The 20,256-nt window shown below is 63.2% G+C and carries 19 protein-coding genes; 12 read left to right on the top strand and 7 right to left on the bottom strand.

Going from position 1 to position 20,256, the window contains the following annotated elements:
• The first annotated feature begins 125 nt into the window (after nucleotides 1–125).
• From ACFB49_RS11910 to ACFB49_RS11875, 8 genes are all read left to right on the top strand, one after another.
• A complete protein-coding gene (locus ACFB49_RS11910) occupies nucleotides 126–1,127 on the top strand; it encodes an LLM class flavin-dependent oxidoreductase (RefSeq protein ID WP_380879693.1) in 1,002 nt (333 codons plus the stop codon).
• A 1-nt stretch (nucleotide 1,128) separates the two neighbouring features.
• Nucleotides 1,129–3,459, top strand: coding sequence for a 5-amino-6-(D-ribitylamino)uracil--L-tyrosine 4-hydroxyphenyl transferase CofH (gene cofH, locus ACFB49_RS11905; protein ID WP_380879691.1), 2,331 nt, complete (start codon nucleotides 1,129–1,131; stop codon nucleotides 3,457–3,459).
• Entirely contained in the window at nucleotides 3,456–4,286 is an 831-nt protein-coding gene (locus ACFB49_RS11900; RefSeq protein WP_380879689.1) for an SDR family NAD(P)-dependent oxidoreductase, read from the top strand. Before cofH ends, ACFB49_RS11900 begins: the two co-directional genes overlap by 4 nt.
• A complete protein-coding gene (npdG, locus tag ACFB49_RS11895; protein ID WP_380879687.1) occupies nucleotides 4,287–4,952 on the top strand; it encodes an NADPH-dependent F420 reductase in 666 nt (221 codons plus the stop codon).
• Between the two features lie 137 nt (nucleotides 4,953–5,089).
• Nucleotides 5,090–5,920, top strand: coding sequence for an NAD(P)-dependent oxidoreductase (locus ACFB49_RS11890; RefSeq protein WP_380879685.1), 831 nt, complete (start codon nucleotides 5,090–5,092; stop codon nucleotides 5,918–5,920).
• A gap of 99 nt (nucleotides 5,921–6,019) precedes the next feature.
• Nucleotides 6,020–6,943: a TIGR03619 family F420-dependent LLM class oxidoreductase gene (locus ACFB49_RS11885; RefSeq protein WP_380879683.1), complete on the top strand. Its 924-nt coding sequence runs from the start codon at nucleotides 6,020–6,022 to the stop codon at nucleotides 6,941–6,943.
• A gap of 6 nt (nucleotides 6,944–6,949) precedes the next feature.
• Entirely contained in the window at nucleotides 6,950–7,729 is a 780-nt protein-coding gene (locus tag ACFB49_RS11880; protein ID WP_380879681.1) for a hypothetical protein, read from the top strand.
• 91 nt (nucleotides 7,730–7,820) lie between these two features.
• The gene (locus ACFB49_RS11875) at nucleotides 7,821–8,972 is read left to right on the top strand and encodes a cytochrome P450 (RefSeq protein ID WP_380879679.1); all 1,152 of its coding nucleotides are present in this window, start codon (nucleotides 7,821–7,823) and stop codon (nucleotides 8,970–8,972) included.
• Between the two features lie 37 nt (nucleotides 8,973–9,009).
• Here ACFB49_RS11875 and ACFB49_RS11870 read toward each other — a convergent pair whose 3' ends face one another.
• The 3 genes from ACFB49_RS11870 to ACFB49_RS11860 are packed head-to-tail and all read right to left on the bottom strand — an operon-like array spanning nucleotide 9,010 to nucleotide 12,294.
• A complete protein-coding gene (locus ACFB49_RS11870; protein WP_380879677.1) occupies nucleotides 9,010–9,828 on the bottom strand; it encodes an SDR family NAD(P)-dependent oxidoreductase in 819 nt (272 codons plus the stop codon).
• A gap of 4 nt (nucleotides 9,829–9,832) precedes the next feature.
• Nucleotides 9,833–10,978: a phosphotransferase gene (locus tag ACFB49_RS11865; RefSeq protein WP_380879675.1), complete on the bottom strand. Its 1,146-nt coding sequence runs from the start codon at nucleotides 10,976–10,978 to the stop codon at nucleotides 9,833–9,835.
• Nucleotides 10,975–12,294, bottom strand: coding sequence for a spinster family MFS transporter (locus ACFB49_RS11860; RefSeq protein ID WP_380879673.1), 1,320 nt, complete (start codon nucleotides 12,292–12,294; stop codon nucleotides 10,975–10,977). The genes ACFB49_RS11865 and ACFB49_RS11860 overlap by 4 nt, the downstream gene beginning before the upstream one ends.
• Nucleotides 12,295–12,455: 161 nt before the next feature.
• Between ACFB49_RS11860 and ACFB49_RS11855 the strand changes: the two genes are divergently transcribed.
• The 3 genes from ACFB49_RS11855 to ACFB49_RS11845 are packed head-to-tail and all read left to right on the top strand — an operon-like array spanning nucleotide 12,456 to nucleotide 14,997.
• Nucleotides 12,456–12,842 (top strand): nuclear transport factor 2 family protein, encoded by a 387-nt coding sequence (locus tag ACFB49_RS11855; protein ID WP_010124651.1) that lies wholly within the window; start codon nucleotides 12,456–12,458, stop codon nucleotides 12,840–12,842.
• Between the two features lie 48 nt (nucleotides 12,843–12,890).
• Nucleotides 12,891–13,322, top strand: coding sequence for a limonene-1,2-epoxide hydrolase family protein (locus ACFB49_RS11850; protein ID WP_010124652.1), 432 nt, complete (start codon nucleotides 12,891–12,893; stop codon nucleotides 13,320–13,322).
• A gap of 22 nt (nucleotides 13,323–13,344) precedes the next feature.
• Nucleotides 13,345–14,997 carry an FAD-dependent oxidoreductase gene (locus ACFB49_RS11845; protein WP_380879670.1) on the top strand — a complete coding sequence of 551 codons (1,653 nt, stop codon included), beginning with the start codon at nucleotides 13,345–13,347 and terminating at the stop codon, nucleotides 14,995–14,997.
• A 311-nt stretch (nucleotides 14,998–15,308) separates the two neighbouring features.
• Here the strand turns inward: ACFB49_RS11845 and ACFB49_RS11840 are convergent, their stop codons facing one another.
• The 3 genes from ACFB49_RS11840 to ACFB49_RS11830 are packed head-to-tail and all read right to left on the bottom strand — an operon-like array spanning nucleotide 15,309 to nucleotide 18,472.
• Complete coding sequence (locus ACFB49_RS11840) at nucleotides 15,309–16,367, bottom strand: LLM class flavin-dependent oxidoreductase (RefSeq protein ID WP_380879668.1); 1,059 nt, start codon at nucleotides 16,365–16,367, stop codon at nucleotides 15,309–15,311.
• Nucleotides 16,368–16,421: 54 nt separating this feature from the next.
• The gene (locus tag ACFB49_RS11835; RefSeq protein ID WP_380879666.1) at nucleotides 16,422–17,501 is read right to left on the bottom strand and encodes an oxygenase; all 1,080 of its coding nucleotides are present in this window, start codon (nucleotides 17,499–17,501) and stop codon (nucleotides 16,422–16,424) included.
• A 35-nt stretch (nucleotides 17,502–17,536) separates the two neighbouring features.
• Nucleotides 17,537–18,472: a Rieske 2Fe-2S domain-containing protein gene (locus tag ACFB49_RS11830; protein WP_380879664.1), complete on the bottom strand. Its 936-nt coding sequence runs from the start codon at nucleotides 18,470–18,472 to the stop codon at nucleotides 17,537–17,539.
• 58 nt (nucleotides 18,473–18,530) lie between these two features.
• Between ACFB49_RS11830 and ACFB49_RS11825 the strand changes: the two genes are divergently transcribed.
• On the top strand, nucleotides 18,531–19,202 hold the full coding sequence (locus ACFB49_RS11825; RefSeq protein ID WP_380879662.1) for a TetR/AcrR family transcriptional regulator: 672 nt from the start codon (nucleotides 18,531–18,533) through the stop codon (nucleotides 19,200–19,202).
• Nucleotides 19,203–19,215: 13 nt separating this feature from the next.
• On the opposite strand, the gene ACFB49_RS11820 is transcribed toward ACFB49_RS11825, so the two are convergent.
• Nucleotides 19,216–20,238 (bottom strand): LLM class flavin-dependent oxidoreductase, encoded by a 1,023-nt coding sequence (locus ACFB49_RS11820; protein ID WP_380879660.1) that lies wholly within the window; start codon nucleotides 20,236–20,238, stop codon nucleotides 19,216–19,218.
• Nucleotides 20,239–20,256: the final 18 nt, after the last annotated feature.

The following is a 20,256-nucleotide window of genomic DNA, read 5'->3' as shown; positions in this document are numbered from 1 at the left end:
AGGCGGCGGGCCGGTGACGTCACCGGCCCGTCAGCTTGCGACAGTTGCTTGAAGCGTCTGGTCGGCGGCGACCAAGAGGAAAACCGCTCGGAGCCATTTCGATGCGGCAGCGGAGCAGCGGAGCCATGAAACTCGGAATCTGCAGCCTGTGGGGCACCGACCTCTCCGCCTTTCGAACGGAGATCCGGCTCGCGTCCAATCTCGGATATGAGCTCGTCACGGTTGGGGATTCCCCGGCCGGCTGGCACGATCTTTATGTCTCGCTGACGCTCGCCAGCATGGACGCGCCCGAGGCGCAGCTCGCGCCGCTCGTGACATCGCCATTCCTGCGGCATCCCATCGCGAGTGCCAATGCGCTCGCGACACTCGATGAACTGACAGGCGGTCGTGTCGCGTTGGGATTGGCGACCGGCGGAAGCACGGTCATGGCGATCGGACGGGCGCCGGCCAATCAGGACGAGATTCGCCAGGAGTTCGCGGCACTTCGGGCGCTCCTGAACGGGACGAGCACAAATTGGGATGATCGGCCCGTCAAGCCGCTGCGTTTTCCGCGGCCCGTGCCGATCTATTATTCGGCGTTCGGACCCAAGGCCTTGCAGCTTGCCGGGGAGCAGGCCGACGGCGTGATTCTCTTCGCGGGACAATCGGACATGGACGGCCTGGCGGTGCGCATCGCTGCGGTACGAACAGCAGCGATCGCTGCCGGACGGGATCCCGATGCCGTAGACATCTGGGCGGTCTCCTACGTCTCGGTCCGGTCGAAGCGGGAAGAGGCACTTGCCGATCTAGAGGCGTTCATCGCGGTCAATGCCATGGCGTTTCGGACGCCGGAGGCAATGGCGCGGGTGCCGGAGGAATTTCGCGGGCGCATCCTCGAATTCCAGAGCCGCTACGATCCGACCGAACATGTCGTCGTCGGCGGTCGCAATGTCGCCTTGATGAAGGAACTTGGGTTGCGCGATTTCCTGGCCCGGTTCGACACCTTTGCCGGGTCCGAAGCCGAGGCCACCGCCTGGATGAGCGAACTCGAGACGCTTGGCGTGTCGACGTTGATCGCGGCCCTGCCGGGTCATGCCGATCCGCTGTCGGCCATCAAGGGCCTCGCCGCCGCGCGGAATGCTCTGTGACATGATCCACCTGCGCGAAAGCATGGGGGCGGATGAACTCGCGGCCGTGCTCGTCCCGGCTCGGCTTGAAAGCCTGATCGATCAAAGCGAAGCCTTGACGCTCCAGACCACGGGCGGCCTCGTCACTTATTCTCGCAAGATATTCATTCCGCTGACCCGGCTGTGCCGCGACGTCTGCGCCTATTGTACTTTTGCCACTACACCGACCCGTGCCGGCGCGGCATTCCTGTCCCGGGACGAGGTTCTTGCCTTCGTCAGGGCCGGCGAACGGGCAGGGTGTCGGGAGGCCCTGTTCACCCTGGGCGATCAGCCGGAGGCGCGATACGCTTTCGCGCGTTCGGCGCTCCAGGCGCTCGGCCATGAAACGACGCTTGGCTACCTGCGCGAGATGGCCGACATGGTCCTCGCCGAGTCCAGCCTGCTGCCGCATCTCAATCCCGGCCTCATGGGGATCGAGGACTATCGCGCGCTCCGCGGATCGGCGGTGTCGATGGGCATCATGCTTGAAAGCACGGCCGAGCATCTGTGCGACCGCGGCGGGCCGCATTACGGCTCACCCGACAAGATTCCGGCAGCGCGGCTCGCGTCGATCGCGGCTGCTGGCGAGGCGGCGATCCCGTTCACGACAGGCCTGCTCATTGGCCTTGGCGAAACCCGCGCCGAACGGATCCACGCCCTGGTCGCGATCCGCGATCTTCACCGCCGTTATGGCCATATCCAGGAAGTCATCATCCAGAACTTCCGGGCCAAACCCGGCACCCGGATGGCGCATCATCCGGAACCCTCACTCGAAGATCATCTCTGGACGATTGCGGCTGCGCGCCTCGTGCTGGGCCCGGAAATGGCCATCCAGGCGCCGCCCAATCTTCATGATCCGGCCGCCATCGGGGCGCTGTTGCGGGCTGGCGTGAACGATTGGGGTGGCGTGTCTCCCGTCACACCCGACCACGTCAATCCCGAGGCGCCCTGGCCCGAAATCTTGGCACTCGCCAAAGCGACAGCGGCCGCCGGCCGCCAGTTGCATGACCGGCTCGCCATCGGACCGGCGCATGCGCGTGACCCGGATCGCTGGGTCGACGCGAGGCTTGCACCGCGCGTGCGCCGCGCCGTCGACGCGCGCGGTTTGCCGCGAAACGACGACTGGTTCGCGGGCCAGGGCAAGGACGTTCCCGTTATTGGGACGAGCCGACGCCGGGCTTCGCCGGCGATTGAGACCGTGATTGCACGCGCTGCGGCCGGCGATGATCTCGGCGAGGCCGATATTGTTCGCCTCTTTTCGGCAAGGGACGCCGACATCCCGGCAATTGTCTCGGCGGCGGACCGCTTCCGCGCCGAGATCGTCGGCGAGGCGGTCACTTATGTTGTGAACCGCAACATCAACTATACCAATATCTGCCTCCATGCGTGCGGCTTCTGTGCCTTCTCCAAGGGCAGCACGCGTTCGGAGCGGGGACCCGCCTATCGGCTCGACTTCGACGAAATCGGCCGTCGTGCCGCGGAAGCCGTAGCGCGCGGTGCCACCGAAGTTTGCCTGCAGGGCGGTATTCATCCGGATTATGACGGCAACACCTATCTCAATGTCCTGGCCGCGGTCCGCGCCGCGGCACCTACGGTTCACATCCATGCCTTCTCACCACTGGAAATCCTTCACGGAGCCACCACGCTTGGCCGGCCGATCGAGGATTTTCTCGGAGACCTAAAAGCTGCGGGCCTCGCAACGCTGCCTGGCACTGCGGCCGAGGTCCTCGACGACGAAGTGCGCGCGCTGATCTGCCCCGACAAGCTCGATACAGAACAATGGCTCGACGTCATGCGCCATGCGCACGGGGTCGGACTGCGATCGACCGCCACCATCATGTTCGGTCACGCCGACACCTACCATCACTGGGCGCGACACCTGCTGCGCATCCGAGCGCTTCAGGCCGACACCGGCGGCTTCACGGAATTCGTGCCCTTGCCCTTCGTGCACATGGAGGCGCCGATCTGGCGAAAGGGAAAGGCACGATCGGGGCCGACCTTTCGTGAAGCGCTCCTGATGCATGCGATTGCGCGCATCGCTCTCTACCCGCTGATCCCCAACATCCAGACCTCGTGGGTCAAGATGGGACCCGCCGGCGCGGCGAGGATGCTCGAAGCCGGCGTCAACGACCTGGGCGGCACGCTCATGGATGAGTCGATCACGCGGGCGGCGGGTGGCCTCAATGGCCAGGAATTCGGACCGGCGGGAATGGCAACGCTGGCCGCCAGCATCGGCCGACCCGTCCGCGAACGCACAACCCTTTACCGCATCCTGCCGGAGAAGCGTCCGGCCCCAGTTGGAGTGAGATTATGACGGACGACAGTCGCGCGCTTTCGGGCAAGGTCGCGATCATCACCGGTGGCGGGTCGGGCATAGGCAAGGCCACGGCAAAGCTTTTCGCCCGGCGCGGTGCCCGCGTTGCTGTCACAGGGCGCACGATGGATAAACTGACGGAGACGGTTCGCGAACTCGAGGCGCTTGGCGCCGACGCGCTGGCGGTCGCGATGGACGTCGCCGAGGAGGCGTCGGTGGCAGACGGTATTGGCAAGGTCGCCGGCCATTTCGGCCGGATCGACATCCTCCATAGCAATGCCGCCCAGACGGGCAGTGGCGGTCTGAACCAGGATGGCGCGATTACCGAGATGGACGCGGCCTTCTGGGACCAGACCATGGCCATCAACCTGCGTGGTTCGATGCTCGTCGCCAAGCACGGGATTCCGCACCTCCTGAAATCCGGTGGCGGCTCCATAATCTTCACGGGTTCGGGCAAGGGCCTTTCGGGCGATCTCGATTATCCCGCCTATGGCACTTCCAAGGCCGGCCTCATCAATCTCGCCCGTTACATCGCCACTCAATATGGCAAGCAGGCAATCCGGGCGAACGTGGTCGTGGTCGGCCTGGTGATGACCGAGGCGCTCGACGACAATCTGCCGCCGGCGGTCCAGTCCGCGATGCTCGAGCATCATCTCACCCCGCAGCTCGGTCGACCCGAGGACATTGCCGAAGTCGTGGCCTTTCTCGCATCGGACCAGTCCCGCTTCGTGACCGGAGCTGCGATCACCGCCGATGGAGGCTTTACCGCCCATTCGGCCATGTATGCCGACATGAACCGGTGGGCTGCGATGGCCAAGGAGGGCTGAATGGTGACGGCTGCAACGAGAATTGTCGCCATCGTCGGCGGAACCGGAAAACTGGGTGCGGCGATCGCGTGGCGCCTCGCGAGAGCCGGCGTCAGGGTCGCGATCGGCTCGCGGGGAGTCGAGAGCGCCCGGACAAAGGCCGCTGAACTCGGCCATGGCATCCTTGGCCTGTCGAACGCCGAGGCTGCGGCGGCCGGTGATGTCGTGATCGTCACCGTCCCCTTCGCCGCGCAGGAGGCGACCCTTGCTGATATTGCACCGCACGTTACCGGCAAGATCGTCGTGGACACGACCGTGCCGCTGGTCCCGCCGAGGGTGATGCGCGTCCAGATGCCCGCGGAGGGCAGTGCCGCCGTTCGCGCACAAAGGCTGCTCGGTGATGGCGTGACCCTGGTCTCGGGTTTCCACAATGTTGCCGCGCACAAGCTTGCCATGGACATCGACATTGGGTGCGACGTCCTCGTCTTCGGGGATGACAAGGCCGCCCGCGGCGTCGTCGTCGAACTCGCCAATGCCGCCGGCTTGCGCGGGTTACATGGAGGTGCACTCGTCAATTCGGCCGGCGCCGAAGCGATGACGTCGATCCTGATCTTCCTGAACAAGACCTACAAGGTGGACGGGGCGGGGATCCAGATCACCGGAGACCTTGTTACTCCCGACGATTGACCCTCGAAGCGGGTGGCGTCCCGGGGCAGTTCGTCCCGACCATTGCCGCCTGCCGCCCGACAGGCGTGGATCGCAATCGGAGTGCGAGAATGGGTTCGCAGGCGCCTGCGCCTCGGGATCTTTTACGGAGAAGAGGCATGGCAAGGGCAGGCGTGGTCGGGCTGGGCATGATTGGCGGCGGCGTTGCGCTGTGTCTCGCGCGCGCCGGAATGCTCGAGGCGGTCTACGACGTGCGCGCCGAGGCAGCCGAGGGCCTTGAGGGCGTACCGCCCGTGACGGCCACGCCTGCGGCCCTTGCCGAACGTTGCGACACGATCCTGATCGCCGTCGTAAGTGCCGAACAGACGATCGACGTCCTCGGTGGTCCCGACGGCATCCTCGCCCGGTCGCGTCCAGGAATGAATATCGTGCTGCTCGCGACGGTTTCGCTGGATGATCTCGAGGAAATACGCACACGGACAAATGCTGCTGGAGTCGGGTTGATCGATTGCGGCGTGACTGGCGGGCCCAGGGTGCGCGAGAATGGGCTGGTCTGTATGGTCGGAGCCGACGACGCCACCCTGGCGCAGGTCCGGCCGGTTCTCGACGGCTTTGCCCGCTCGGTAGAGCATATGGGCGCGCCGGGTGCTGGAATGGCGGCGAAGATCGCCCGCAACATCATCGTCTATGGCTGTCTGAGAGCAGGATATGAGGCGTCCGAAGTGGCGCGAGCAGCGGGGGTAAGCGTTGCGCAGTTGGCGCGGGTTGTCGAAAGCAGCAGTGATTCGGTTGGTGGTCCGATGATGGTGATGGGCCGCCCGGCTGATCCAAGGTCCGACCCCGCGGAAGCGCGGACACGCGAGGGCCTGCGTTCCTTGATGGTCAAGGATCTCGACGCGGCACTGGCGCTGGGCGAACGGTTGGGGCTCACACTTCCGCTCGTGGAGCTAACCCTCCGAACCGACCGAGAAGTGTCCGGCCAGGCCTGAGAGCCTGTCCTTGGACAGGTGCCGCTTGCCGGCCATCGGCAATGATCGCCGCGATAGCGAGGCCCGTCAGGCGTCCAGCGATATGGGAGGAAATCAGCCGTGAAGCTCAATGTCGGCGTACCCAACAGCATGCATGTCGCGGCCATGGTCCAACCCTGGGAATATGCGCTGAGCGGCACCGATATCGGGATCGCGATGAAGGTGGCCGACGAGCTCGGCTACAACAAGTGCATGCTGGGCGAGCATTTCGTGGTGCCGCAAAGCCATATCGAGCTCTCCGGCGACCATTATTTCCACACGACTGTCGCGCTCGGCTATATCGGCGGCCAGACCAAGAACCTTCGCCTGTCTTCCTCGGTCTCCATTCTGCCGCTGCAAAGCCCCCTGGTCCACGCCAAGGCCTGGTCGACGCTCGACTGGCTCAGCGGAGGCCGTGCCGAAGCCCTGTTCGGCGTGGGCTGGCTGAAGGAAGAGTTCGACATGCTGAACGTTTCCTTCGAGAAACGCGGGCGCATGGCGGACGAGTATCTCGCATCCATCATCGCCCTGTGGACGCAGGAGAAGCCCGAGTTCGAAGGCGAGTTCGTCCGGTTCCGCGACGTCGGCTTCGCGCCCAAGCCGCTGCAGTCCCCGAGATTGCCGATCTGGCTCGGCGGCGACGCGGAAGCCGTGCTGAAGCGCGTTGCGAAGTTCGCCGACGGTTGGTCGCCTTTCCGCACGCCGCCCGAGAAATTCCCAGAATGCCTCGATTTCATCAAGTCGCAACCTGAATATGACGGACGACCGATCTCGATGTTCTTCGCGCTCGAGATGCTCAATGTCGGCGCTCACCATGAGATACTGGATGATCCCCGTGCCCCTGGCTCGCGCAGCACGCAGCAGATCATCGATCAGATCGGCTGGCTGAAAGAACTGGGGATCACCGAGACCATCGTGCCTCTGCCGCCCGGCATCTCGGGCATGGACGAATATATCGACCGGCTGCGGTGGGTCGCGGCCGAGATCATGCCCAGGATCGGATAGACGGCGATGATCGAAGCCGTCCTGGTCGTCTTCACCAACGCCCGGCCGGGGCGTGAGGCGGATTTCGACGACTGGTACACCCACATCCACCTGCGCGACGCACTGCGCTTCCGCGGTTCGGTGACCGCGCAGCGTTTCCGCTGGAGCGCCGTGCAGGCAGACCCGTCTTCAAGCGGGTTTGGTTGGGACTATCTGGCCCTTTACGACGTGTTCGATGCCGAACGCTTCACCCGCGAGCATATCGAGAATGCGCTGACGACGCGGATGATGGTGACGGACGCGATTGCCGCCGACGCACTGAACGACTTCCATTATTATCCGCTGGCATTCCGCGACAATGATCCGGAGACGCCGCACCAGGGCGGGGTGGTCCTGGAGCTTCTTAATCCGGTCGCCGGCAGTGAGGCGGCTTTCCGCCAATGGTATCAGGACCAGCATATGCCAGAACGGCTGCGCCGGCCGGGCGTTCACAGCGCCGCATTCCTCATGTTCAGGCCGCACGGTCAACTCGTCGAGACATTGCCGGACCACAGTCATGTCGGCATCTATCGGGTCGATGACATGCACGGTCTGGACGGGTGGCGGGAACAGCTGGATGAGGCAGGAGCGGGTCTTGTCGACCCGGCCAGATGCAGGGTTACGTGCTGGGATCCGATCACGCCGAGGATAACCGAGGATCAGGTGTTCTTCACCGACGCTGACGCGCTGGCGGCCGAGGAACGTGCCCGGTCCCGGATGGGAGACAAGGTATTGACCGATCGTGGCTCCGAGCTTCGGACGCATTGAGGTCCGCACAGATATGAGAGGGAATTGAATGGCGAACTCAACGGTGAATATCCCTGCCCATGTTCCGGGCGCCCTGGTTCTGGATTGTCCCGTGGCGGACCGGACCACAGTCTATGAAAACGTATTCGAGACCCGCCTCGCGCCGCTTCATGCGTCGACGCCTCCGGTCTACTGGTGTCCGAATATCTATCCCGACGGTACCGGCGGGTGGATCGTGCGACGCGTTGAGGACCTGAAGGAAGTCTATGCCGACGACGACCTGTTCACCAAGAAGGGGTTCTCAAGCTTCGCCAAGCTGATCGGTGAAGACTGGGACCTGGTTCCGACCGAACTGACCGGCGATCCACACAAGAAGGTGCGCAAGGTTCTCAATCCGGTATTTGCACCCCAGAAGATGTTCGCGCTCGATGATATGGTTCGTGGCCGCGCGCAGGAGCTGGTTGGCGCGTTCAAGGACAAGGGACATTGCGACTTCGTCAGGGACTTCGCGATTCCCTTCCCGGTCTCGATCTTCCTGGATCTCTTTGGCTTGCCGCAGGACGAAGTGGATCAGTTTCTCGCGTGGGAGACCGCGTTGCTCCACGCCCCGGACATGCAGGTCCGGATCAAGGCGACGCACGAGGTAAAAGCCTATCTGCTCGATGCCATCGCCCAGCGCCGCAGCGCGCCGCGCGAAGATCTTCTGAGCTATGCGCTGACCTATGAATATGACGGCGAACCCTGGTCGAACGACATGGTGTTCGGCTATGCCTGGAACCTCTTCGTTGGGGGCCTCGACACGGTAACGGCCAATATCGGCCTGCATCTCTGGCATCTTGCCACTCACCCCGAGCAGCAGGCGGAATTGCGTGCGGATCCATCGAAGCTGACGCTCGCGATCGAGGAGATGATGCGCGCTTATGCCGCCGTCACGACCTATCGCACTGTCACGCGCGAGACCGAGTTCAGGGGCGTGAAAATGCTGCCGGGCGATCGTATTGCCATGTCGACTTCGATCACGGCGCGCGACCCCGAAGCATGGCCGGAGCCCAACCGGATCGATTTCGATCGCAAGCCCGGTCACCTGGCATTTGGCAGCTCGTCGCATCGTTGCCTTGGCATGCATCTCGCCCGCCGCGAACTCATCATCGCGATCGAGACGATGCTGGCCGAACTTCCGGAATTCCGGGTCGATCCGCAGGCCGAAGTGCCGTTCTGGCTGGGCAACATCATTCAGGTGAAGGCGCTGCCTTTGGTCTGGTAGAACGCCTGAGGGGGCGCGACCTGTCGCGCCCCCTCTTTCAGGCCTCCGATGCCGTCATCGCGTCAATCATATCGGCATAATATGGCGTGTGATGGACGATGCCACCATCGGCCGAGATGATTTGGCCAGTGACGAAGCTACCGAGGTCCGATGCCAGGAACAGTACAACGCCCGCGATGTCTTCGGGCACGCTGGAGCGCGGCAACAGGACATGGCGCTGCACCAGATCGATCTGGCGCGATCCCATCATCGTGCGTGCGAGCGGCGAAAGGACGAGCCCAGGCAGCACCGCGTTGCACCTTATGTTGTGGCGCCCCAGCTGTGCAGCGGCATTGCGCGTCAGCGTGTTGATCGCGCCCTTGGACGTCGAATAAGCCGGATTGAACAGGTCGCCGAGGATCGCGACGCCGCTGCCGGTGTTGATGATCGATCCTCCGCCTGCGGCGATCATGTGCGGCGCTACATGCTTGATCATGAGCATCGCGCCGCGCGTATTGACTGCAAAGGCGCGGTCCCAGACCGTTACATCCATTTCGAGAATGCTGCCGTCCGCTGCCATCTGCTCGATGCGGGTATCTGCGGCGTTGTTGTGCAGGATGTCGATCCGGCCGAACCGTTCGATGACCGCGCCGACCAGCGCCTCCACGCTTGCCTCCTCGGTCAGTTCCAGAGCGTGGGCGAAAGCCTGCCCGCCGGCCGCCTGGATGTCCTCTGCCACCCGTTGCGCACCCTCGATATTGATATCGGCAAGAACGACCGAGGCCCCGGCGCCGGCGAGCATGCGCGCGCATGCCTCGCCGATGTTCGCGCCGGACCCGGTAACGATGGCGACCTTGCCTTCCAGACTGACCTTCATCCGTTCAGTTTCCCAACAGCAGTTGCCAGGTGCCGAGATCCTCTCCGGCGGCGAAGAAGCGCTCGTTCATCGGCAGTCCGTTCTGTCCCCAATGGTCCATGTTCGCGACCCAGGCCTGGATCCCGTACATGACCCAGCGTCGGACCTGCTCCCAGATCTCGTCGAGTTCGATGACATTTGTCGCGCCGGTTGCGATCAGGTTCGAGCGATAGTGGGCGATCAGATCACGCAGATGGTGGCGGCGCTCGTCGATGGTGAGCGAGCCGATGCAGAAGTAGGTCAGGTCGCGCCAGGGACGCCCACGCCGCGCCAGCTGCCAGTCGAGCCAGAGACGCTCGCCATCGGGCAGGATATAGGTATTGCCCTGGTGGCAGTCGCCAAGGATCACGCAAAAGGGCGCCTCGAAAGACCGCTCGAACTGGACCAGCCGGTCAAAGGCCCATTCGACGCGGCGAGGCTCGGCCAGATAGTGGCTCGGCGCGATCGCCCGGAAATTGGGATCCTTCAGATTTTCACAGATCCAGTGCCACATGATCCGGACCTGGTCATGATCGACGGGCGTGCGCATCGACGTCTGCAGCCATGGCGCTGCTGTCTCGCTGATGACCGGGCTGTCCCACAGGCTGCCATGGAGTCTGGCCAGACCCTCGAGCGCGCTTGCAATTCCGTCGATTCCGGTGTGTTGGGTGCTGTGCCCGAACTTCCCGCCTCGCTCGACGAGGTCCTCAAGGACGATCAGGCCCTGGCCGCGGCCATCATCATCCCAGTCGGCATAATAGCAGGCGGCCGTCGGCACCTGCATCTTGCCAGCAAGGAAATGGTAGAAGCGGGCTTCGAGCGCGCAGATGTCGACATCGTTGAACGCACCCGACCAATTGGACTTGAGGCAGAGATTCTCCGGCAGGCCGGCCGCCTTGCCGGCCATGTCCCAGCCGACGCGAACGCGCATCTTGGTCGTGTGGCTGTCGAACAACTGGACGAGTTCGAGGCTTTCTGCGGCAACGCCCGGATAGCGATTGGCCATCGTACGACCGAGCCACTCGGCGGTAATCGCGTCCCGGTTCCAGGGAAGCGGAGTCGTGCGCGACGGATATGGACCGGGGATCGCGTCTGGATCCACGGTTGCGGGTGCGTAGGCAGGCTCGGTCAAGTCGGCTCTCCCTTCAGTCCAGGGGTTGATCTACCGATGGCGCGGGCGGCCAGCAGAAGGTGGATACCGCCCCACAAAGTGAAGAGCATCGCCACGCCAATGCCCCAGGCGACGCCGGCATTGCCCCCGACATAGTCGCTGATGGCGCCGATCAGGAACGTGCCGGCGCCGACACCGACGAGGTTGGCGCCGAGCTGAACCATGGAAACCGCAAGTCCGCGTAACTTTGCACCGGCGAGCGTCACGATGACCGCATAGATCGGGCCGTTGTACGACGCGCTGAAGAAGCCGCAGGCCAGCATGAAGGCGATCGTACCCTCGAGGCTCCCCGAAGCGACCGTGCCGATGCCTGTCGCAGCCGTGAGGAAGGGTATCGTCGCCCCGAAGAGGGCGGTTCGCGAGGCGTCGAACCCTCCGCGCCGCTTGTTGAGCCAGTCCGCGATCCAGCCAGCGGCAAATCCGCCGACAGATCCGAGAACCCCATAAGCAATGGCGACCATCAGTCCCGCGCGCGCGATCGGCAGACCATGTGCGCGGATCAGGAAGGTCGTGAGCCAGGTGCTCATTCCGTAGATGCCCGTCGCAATCAGGACGATGGCAAGGATGCAGTGCACAAGGCCCGGACGAGCGGACAGCAGCGCCATCCGCCGCGGGAGGCTCAGGCCGGCGACCTGGTCCACGGCTGGTTCCAGGTCGCGGCTTCCCCTCTTGGGTTCGCGAACGGTGAAGAACAGGAGCGGAGCCAGGACAAGGCCCGGAATGCCTGCGGCGAAAAAGGCCCATCGCCAGTCCGAAACCTGGATGATCCAACCGCCGACAAAAAACGCGATGGCAAGACCGATCCCCGAACTCAGATACCAGATGCCGATCGCGGTCGAACGCTTTTCCGTTCCGAAATAATCGCTGAGGAGCGACATGCCGGTTGGTGACCCGCCGGCCTCGGCCGTGCCGACGGCGGCGCGACCCAGAAGCAGGGTCCAGAAGCCCGTCGCGAAGCCGCACAACGCGGTGGCGCCGCTCCAGATCGTCAAGGCCATCGTCATCAGGTTGCGGCGATTGTACCGATCGACCGCAATCCCGAACGGCAGCGCGGCGAGCGCGAAAAAGATGCCGTAGGCAAAGCCCGCGAGGAAGCCCAGCTGGCCATCCGACAGGTTGAACTCCTTGCCGACCGGCGCCAGCACCAAGCCGATGATGGCGCGATCGATGCCGTGACAGGTCTGGGACAAGGTGAGAATGCCCAGGACGTACCAGCTATAGCGTTCGCTGACCGTCTTCGGCGCAAGGCCGGCGGAGCGCACCGCTTCCGGCGTCATGGCGTCATGTCCTTGCAATCCAGCATGCTGCAATTCTTCCCGGCCAATGGAGTGGACAGCATTCGCGCCTGGATGACCTGCGCAACCTGCCGGAGGAAAGGAGCCACCTGTTAGCGGCGCGGAGTAAGTGCGCCGTTGCCGATTGCAGATGGAGTGGAATTGTGACCGTGAATCCCAAGCATGTCGTGACCCATTTTCTGGCCGCGATCGAACAGGGGGATGAGGTCATGATCGATGCGCTGCAGGCGCACGACTGCACATGGTGGATTGTGGGGCATGGTAATATGACCCGCTCCGAATATACCGAAGCGGTCAAATCCATGCTGCTGACCGCGCAGGAACGGAAAGTCGAGATCGTCGGGATGATCGCCCAAGGCGACACGGTCGCGGCCGAGATCCGGTCGGAGATGCATTTCGGCGATCGCGTCTATCGCAACGAATATCACGATCTGTTCGTAGTCCGGGACGGCCTCATCGTTCACGGCCGCGAATATTTCGATACCGCTGCTGTCGCGGCATTCCAGCGCGGCACGGCTGAAGCCGCATGATGTCCTTTAATATTTGACGGTTCGTCCAACAAAATATGGGGATGAAGTGTGAGCGAGACCAACGAGGCTGTCGTCCGCGAGTTTCTGGCCCTCTTCCATGCCACCGAACTCGATCTTGCGAAGATCAGGGCTCATCTCGCGCCCACGGCCCGATGGCAGCCGATCGTGCCATTGGCCCCTCCGGTCGAGGGCCCCGATGCCATCTGTGCCGAAGCCGAGCGCCAGTATCGCATTTATGCCGACTGCGATTGCGTGGTGCTCAAGATTGCAAGCAACGGCGACACTGTATTCACCGAGCGTGTCGATCGCGTCCGCCTGCTCGCCGATGACCGCGAGATCATCACGCGTGTGACCGGCGTGTTCGGCCTGGATGAGGAGGGTCGCATCCTGTGGTGGCGGGAATATTGGGATGCCCTCGATGTGGCCGGCCAGATCGGCGTTTCGGACGAACAGATGAAGACAATGATGCAGTCGGCCTGAGCCGCCCGTGGAGACAATGCGAATGCAATATGATGTGATTGTCGTTGGATCGGGCGCTTCTGGCCTGACGGCCGCGATCCGCGCCGCGAAGTCCGGGCTGTCGGTCCTGCTTCTGGAGAAAGCCGACCATTTCGGTGGTACGACGGCTGTTTCAGGAGGCGGCATCTGGATACCAGGGAGCCCTCAGGCAAGGGCGGCCGGGGTGGACGACAGTCCCGCCGTTGCACGTCAATATATTCTCGAGGTGGTGGGCGAAACGGCCAATCCGACGCTCATCGACGCCTATCTCGACAACGGGCCGGAGATGGTGGCCTGGTTGGCCGAAAACAGTGCCGTCGAATTTCTCATCTCGCCGCCGAGCAGCGACTGGTATCCCGACGTGCCCGGCGCGGTGAATTACGGGCGTCTGCTCAGCCCGAAGGAATATGACGGCAAGAAATTGGGGTCGGATTTTGCCGATCTGCGGCCCGCGCGCGAGGAGTTCAACGCGCCCGGCGGTTTCATGATCGACCTGTTCGACCTTCCCTATCTCGCGGCAATGCCATCTCCCAAATCGCTGGTCCATTTCGGCAAACTCGCGGCGAAATTCGGCATGGACAAACTACGCCGATATCCTCGCGGAACCCGGCTGACGATGGGCAATGCGCTTGCCGCGCGATTGCTGCGGTCTGCGCTCGATGCCGGCGTTCGTCTGCAGAAATCGACGGCCGTCGACGGGCTGCTGGAGAACGGCGGGCGCGTGTCGGGCGTGCGGGCAGGGGGCAATGATATCCTCGCCAATGTCGGGGTTGTGCTGGCGTCCGGGGGCTTTTCCGCCAACGAACAGCTTCGCCGCGCTTATATGCCTTTTGCCGAGCATCATGTGTCGATCCTGCCCTATGAGAATACGGGCGACGGCATGAACATGGGGCTGGAGGCGGGGGCATCGCTCGACGGTGACAATCTCGTCAATGGCGTCTGGGCCGTCGTGTCAAAGCTGACCCGTCCCGATGGCTATGTGGCGCGCTACGCTCACCTCATCGACATGTCCAAGCCCGGCTGCATTGCCATCAACGCCAAGGGCGAGCGCTTCGGCAACGAAGCCTCGGTGCGGTTTGTCGATGCCATGCACGCTGACGGAGCAGTCCCTGCCCACATTGTCGGGGATGCTGCCTTCGTGAAAAAGTACGGCATGGGTATGGTGTTTCCAGGGGGCAGCGGCCTCAAGAAGCTCGTTGAGGCGGGCTATGTCGTGCAAGGCGCAACCATCCGCGAACTTGCCGGCAAGATCGGCGTCGATCCTGATGGACTGGAAGCGACAGTGGGGCGGATCAACCAGTTTGCCGCTTCAGGCGTGGACGAGGATTTCGGCAAGGGCAGTGAGGAGATCGATCGCGAAATAGGTGATCCGCGCCATTCGCCAAACCCATGCCTGGGTCCCGTGGCGACGGCGCCCTTCTATGCGATCCGCATCTATCCCGGCGACGGTTCGACGACCGTGGGCCTCCGGATTGATGAGCATTGCCATGTGCTCGACGCGGGAGGAACGCCGATAGAGGGACTGTTTGCAGCGGGGCTCGATGCCAATTCGATCTGGCGGGGCAAGTCGCCGGCCCATGGCTGCAATGTCGGACCCGCGATGGTTCTCGGCTATATTGCTGGCAAGAGCCTGGTCGAAGCACGCGTACCCGCTTGAGGGCGCAAGTCAGCTCCGTCTCGATCCCCGATTTTCGGGAGTTCGTTCGAGGCGCAAGACCTGCCGGTAGCAGACGTAAAACGAGCGGCGCCTCTGGTCGGGACGCCGCTCGTTGGATTCTCCCCACACCGGAGCCCGGCGATGTCATTTCATGTCGGGCGAAAACCGTCCAGTTGCATGAATATGATCTGGATCAATTGCGCGTGTGACACCCGGCAATTGTGGTGTGACAGACACAATATTCCGGAAGCGATGACATTGCCAGGACGCCGCCTGGCCGTCCATGGAACCTGTAGCCAAGGAGTATGAGCCTAGGCGGCCCGCGCCTTTGCTGTCGCGACGAGTTCGTAGAGACCGGCATTATATTCGGTCATCTGTTCCATCGTCAGATCCCGGTACGGCGTCATCGGACAGAGCGAGTCCACGACTTCCCAGAACGGTTCGATCCGTTCGAGCACTTCATCGACCGGTCCGCAGGCGACAAACGCTTCGACCATGTCATCTGAAACATTGCCGACCACCGATGAAACGTCGCCATGCTCGCCAAGGGCGAGCTGGCAGGATCGGGCCTCATCGCCAAAGCCGATGGCCTCGAAGAAGGGCTCATATTCCTTGTAGCCCGAATAGGCGGCCACGGTCGCCCGGCTGTCATCGATCGCCTTCTGCTTATCGGCGTTGACCGCTATCCACGGCCAGGCGTTGATCTCGACGTCGCGGCGTTCGCGGCCATATTTCTCCAGCGCCGCGTCGATGAACGGCTTCTTGCTCCTGGTATAATCCGCCGACCACAGCGCGTGGACCATCAGGCCGTCGCCGATCTCGAGCGCGAGCTCGCTCATCTTGTCCTGCAAGGCCGCGATCCAGATCGGGATATGGTCGCGCACCGGAGGTGCCGTGATCATCATCTCCTCGAAATCCGCCGAGAAATATTCGCCTTCGATCGGGTCGAGGCCAATATGGGCGTTGGCGACGATGTAGCGAACCACCTTCACGGTCTCGCGCAGGTGGCTCAACGACTTGCGATGCGGCTCGCCATACATGCCTGTCACGCAGCTCTTGATGCTGCTGCCGAGGCCGAGGACAAATCGACCGTTGCTGATCCGGTCGACGTCCATCGCGCAATACGCGGTTTCAAGCGGACTGCGCGTGCCGGCAATGGCAACGCCCGTGCCGACCTTGAGCGTGGTTGTCGTGGCGGCGGTGGCAGCCATCGGCACGAAAGGTGCCCCATAGATCTGGAGCGAAAAGCAGCCTTCGAAGCCGACCTGTTCCATCTGCTGGCCGATCCCCGCCATGGCGGGTGCGGGAAGGGTGGGCATGACCGCCCACCAGCGGCGATCATCGCCGACGGCATTCTTCATCGAAGGCATTGGGAGTTCCGTTCGGCAAATGGGCAGGCATCGATGATGCCCGCCCGATCAAACTCAATAGCGGAAGAGCTCGCGGCGCAGGCCGATGATGTCGCCGCAGTCCGCGCTGACATTGTCGCGATACTCGAAGTCGCCCGCCGCCTGACGGTCGGCAATCTCCATCATCAACATGCGGTAGCGCTGGCCGGCCGCATCATATTTCGAATGAAGGTCCTTGCGGCTGGTATCGCGCATATAGCGCGGGCTTTGCGGCGAAGTCATGCTGCTGTCCTGGCGAGATACAAGATAGCTCGCCTTGGGCATGACATGGCGGAACATCAGGCCCGCATTCGACGTGTTCATCGCATAATCCAGGCGGGTGCGATCGCGCGTCTCGGGCACGCACGGATGAAACAGCGGAACATCGTCGCCGGGCTGGAAACGGCCATAGGCGATGGCGCAGTGGCTGCGCAGATAGATGCGGATGACCTGGCGGATATCTTGCGTCGGCTGCCGGATGCCGCTGAAGAATTTCATCACCGGCGCCACCGACTTGCCGGTGCAGGTGCGCACCATCGTGACGGTCTCGCTGTCGTAGAAAGTCTCGACCGTCTCGGTCTCGGACTTTTCGTCGCCGACGACATTCGCATGGAGAAAGTCGGCATGGGTCAGATCGATCAGGTTCTCGAGGCTGATCGGTGCGGAGCAATCGAAGCGGACGGTGCCGATCATATGGCCGGGCAAGCCGCCATTGGGCGGAAGGAACGGCAGGCTCGGCAGGTGCACCGGATCTGCGGCTTCGGGTCGCCCGAACCAGCCCCAGACATAGCCATAATGCTCCATCACCGGATAACGGCCGCGTGCGTCGGTGTAGGGGCTCTTGTCCGACACCTGCTTTTCGTTGGGATGGAATTCGGACGCCACCGCGACGCCATTTTCACGCCAGATGAAATAGGAATGCGAATAGACCGTCCGGCGGGCGACCGCCTTGCCGATGCTGCTCGAATGCGCCAGCGGAAACCATGTATCGCGCATGACTATGTCATGGGGTACCCAATGATTGACGGCGTTGAGCCCCGTGGGGCGACCGCCGGCCGCACCGGAGGGTGGGTTTGCGGAGTCCATATCGGCGGGGCGGTTGACGGTCTCGAGCATGGTCTTGCCTCCAGGTCGGTATTAGGCAGCTATATTCAGGCCGCAACGGCCTCCGAATGCAGGATTTCCGCGACGATGGCTTTGCGCAGGTCCTCGCCGTGGATCGAAACCGATCGCTTGGTGACGCGCAGTTTCGCACCATCGACCGAGTCGCGCACGGAAAAGGGGTTGCCACGGCGCAGGGCAGCGCCCCGCACCCCGGGATGGCGATCACCGAGTTCGGCGCGCCACCGAATTGCGGTCGTGCCGCGGGCGGCCGGGACCGGCGCCATGACGACCCGCAGCAGTTCGCGGAACTCGGTATCGCGCAAGGTCAGGCGGGTCTCGCCGGTGACCGGGTGCGTCTCCGTGAGAATGGTGAGGGGAAAGTCGCTGCTGAAGGGCGCCGGCCAATGCAGGCCCTTCCACTGGCAGCTCCGCTCCATCATCAGCATGCCATTCTGGTTGCGAAGCTCGGACATAAGATAGGGCGTGAAGCTCACGCCTCGGATGGCGATCACAAGTTCAGGATCATCATAGAGCGCGTCCAGATAATCCTGATGGCCAAGGCTGACATGAGTCGTGCCGGAAAGGCCAAAAGCATCGCCGCCGATCGCGGACGGCGCGGCCCCGCTGTGGAGATTGACGCGAACCAGACCCGCTGCCTCCTCCACGCCGAAGGCAATGGCCTTGTAGACCGGCGGAAACTTCTGCTGGTCCTTCATGTTGGGGATTTCCCGCAGGCGGCCCGTCTCGCCGTCATAGCTCCAGCCATGATAGCCGCACTGGATCCAGCCCGTATCGCGAATGCACCCCAGAGAAAGCGGCGCCCGCCGATGGGGGCAGCGATCCTCGAGCGCGCGGACGATGCCATCATTGTCGCGCCACAGCACGATCGGCTGATCGCCGATGTCCACCGCCAGCGGCTTTGCCGAGGTGACTTCTTCGGATCGGGCGACTGCCCACCACATGTCCTGCTGCGTATCGGCCATTCTTCGTCCTCTCTGGACTTAAATTGACATGTGACAATTTATATGTCAACCAACGGCAATGAGCGATACAGCGGAAAAGACGGCTGGCGGACCTGTCCGGCGGCGGGGCCGGCCCGCCCAGAATGCAGCTCACGCGGTCGATGAAGGCACGCTTCTCGCCCTCGCCTTCCAGACATTCGCCGAGCGCGGCTATGAAGGGACGACGCTGCGCGAGATCGCCAAGCAGCTGGGCGTCAGCCACAATCTCATCAACGTTAGGTTCGGCAAGAAGGCGGATCTGTGGAAGCGTGCGGTCGACTGGCGCCTCGGTCGCGCGTCGCTCGATGTCGCTGTGGCGTTCGACGTCGAGGATGGTCCGGAAGCGCGATTGCGAACCCTGGTCCACCTCTTCTGTCGCTGGGCGACATTCCATACCGACATCGTGTCGCTGACCCATGTCGAGGGTTACCGGAATACCTGGCGGCTCGATTATATCGTCCAGCGCTTCATCCTGCCCTTCAAGGAGCGGCTGGATGCTCTCGTCCACGATGTCGCGTTGATCCGGCCAGTGAGTCCAATTTCCACGCCGGCGTTGATGGCGCTTCTCGTCCAGGGCGTCGGCTATTTTTTCGGTGCGCAACCGCTCCAGCAGCGGATTGGCGCGGGCCCGCTTGTCGAACCGCGCCACGCCGAGGAGCAGGCCGCGCTGATGGCCGATTTCCTGCTCGCGGGCCTGCTTCCCGCCAAATAGATCGCTCGGGTCGTCAGCCGTAGAATAGCTCGCCGATCCGCCGGGTATAAGCCGCGCTCTTGTCCTCGCTCAGTCCGTAATGAGGAATGACCGGGGTGATCGCATCGGCCATGGCAGCGCGCTCGGCGACGCGACGACGTACTTCGTCCGCGCTGCCGATGATGGCGATGCTTTCCACCATTTCGTCGCTGCAGGCCGCGATCATCGTCGGGAAATCGCCACGCGAGAAGGCGTCCTGAATGGCAGCGGCCTCCCGGGCAAAGCCGATCGCCTCGAAATAACGAAGATATTGCGCGTTCTGGCTGTAATAGGCGATCGTCGCCCGGCTGTCCTCCAGTGCCTCGCGCCGATCATCCGAGATCGCGACAAAGCTCGATATGTTGAGCGAGAAGTCGCCCCGGGCGCGACCCGCGACTTCCAGACCCAGCTTGACGTTCTTCTGGACCTGGTCACGGATCCACGCATCGTTCCACAAGGGGTGGCCGAGCAGTCCGTCGGCGATCTCCCCCGCTTGGCAACAGGCCTTCTCGAACACCGCCGGAAGATAGATCGGTATCGAGGCGCGGATGGCCGGGTGGAGTAGGCGGAAATGGGAGAGGTCGAGCCTGTGATATTCGCCCCCGAGGGTCGTCAGCTCCCCGCTATGGCCATTGGCGACGATCGCGCGGATCATTGCAACGATCTCGCGCATATGGGCGAGCGGCTTGCCATAAGGGCTGCCGAACGAATCCTCGATCTGGCTCTGGGCGCTGGAGCCCAGCCCCAGCACGACGCGTCCGTTGCTGATGAGATCGAGGTCGATCGCGCTGCACGCCGTTTCAAGCGGGCTGCGCACGAAGGCCAGCGCTATGCCGCTTCCAAGCTTGATGCGATCGGTGACGGCGGCGGCAGCGGAAAGCGTGCCGAAGGGCGCGCCGAAAATCTGGGGCGACCAGATTCCCTCCACGTTGGCGGTTTCATAGGATCTGGCAAGCTCGACCAGCGCGTCCTTCGGCATCGGCGTCAACTGCGCCCAGACGGGCTTGCGGGTCGGCATGCTTGTTCCCCCGGGGTT

This window comes from Sphingomonas sp. DBB INV C78, assembly GCF_042693015.1.
Classification (GTDB): domain Bacteria; phylum Pseudomonadota; class Alphaproteobacteria; order Sphingomonadales; family Sphingomonadaceae; genus Sphingomonas_E.
This window is presented reverse-complemented; position numbering and strand designations above follow the sequence as displayed.

Bases quoted from the DNA above. Each gene is read 5' to 3' on its own strand.
- ACFB49_RS11825 (WP_380879662.1), top strand. From the start codon at position 18,531: ATGAGCGATACAGCGGAAAAGACGGCTGGCGGACCTGTCCGGCGGCGG.
- ACFB49_RS11845 (WP_380879670.1), top strand. From the start codon at position 13,345: ATGCAATATGATGTGATTGTCGTTGGATCGGGCGCTTCTGGCCTGACG.
- ACFB49_RS11890 (WP_380879685.1), top strand. From the start codon at position 5,090: ATGGCAAGGGCAGGCGTGGTCGGGCTGGGCATGATTGGCGGCGGCGTT.
- ACFB49_RS11840 (WP_380879668.1), bottom strand. From the start codon at position 16,367: ATGCCTTCGATGAAGAATGCCGTCGGCGATGATCGCCGCTGGTGGGCG.
- ACFB49_RS11910 (WP_380879693.1), top strand. From the start codon at position 126: ATGAAACTCGGAATCTGCAGCCTGTGGGGCACCGACCTCTCCGCCTTT.
- cofH (WP_380879691.1), top strand. From the start codon at position 1,129: ATGATCCACCTGCGCGAAAGCATGGGGGCGGATGAACTCGCGGCCGTG.
- ACFB49_RS11820 (WP_380879660.1), bottom strand. From the start codon at position 20,238: ATGCCGACCCGCAAGCCCGTCTGGGCGCAGTTGACGCCGATGCCGAAG.
- ACFB49_RS11860 (WP_380879673.1), bottom strand. From the start codon at position 12,294: ATGACGCCGGAAGCGGTGCGCTCCGCCGGCCTTGCGCCGAAGACGGTC.
- ACFB49_RS11880 (WP_380879681.1), top strand. From the start codon at position 6,950: ATGATCGAAGCCGTCCTGGTCGTCTTCACCAACGCCCGGCCGGGGCGT.
- ACFB49_RS11830 (WP_380879664.1), bottom strand. From the start codon at position 18,472: ATGGCCGATACGCAGCAGGACATGTGGTGGGCAGTCGCCCGATCCGAA.
- ACFB49_RS11835 (WP_380879666.1), bottom strand. From the start codon at position 17,501: ATGCTCGAGACCGTCAACCGCCCCGCCGATATGGACTCCGCAAACCCA.
- ACFB49_RS11900 (WP_380879689.1), top strand. From the start codon at position 3,456: ATGACGGACGACAGTCGCGCGCTTTCGGGCAAGGTCGCGATCATCACC.
- ACFB49_RS11870 (WP_380879677.1), bottom strand. From the start codon at position 9,828: ATGAAGGTCAGTCTGGAAGGCAAGGTCGCCATCGTTACCGGGTCCGGC.
- npdG (WP_380879687.1), top strand. From the start codon at position 4,287: ATGGTGACGGCTGCAACGAGAATTGTCGCCATCGTCGGCGGAACCGGA.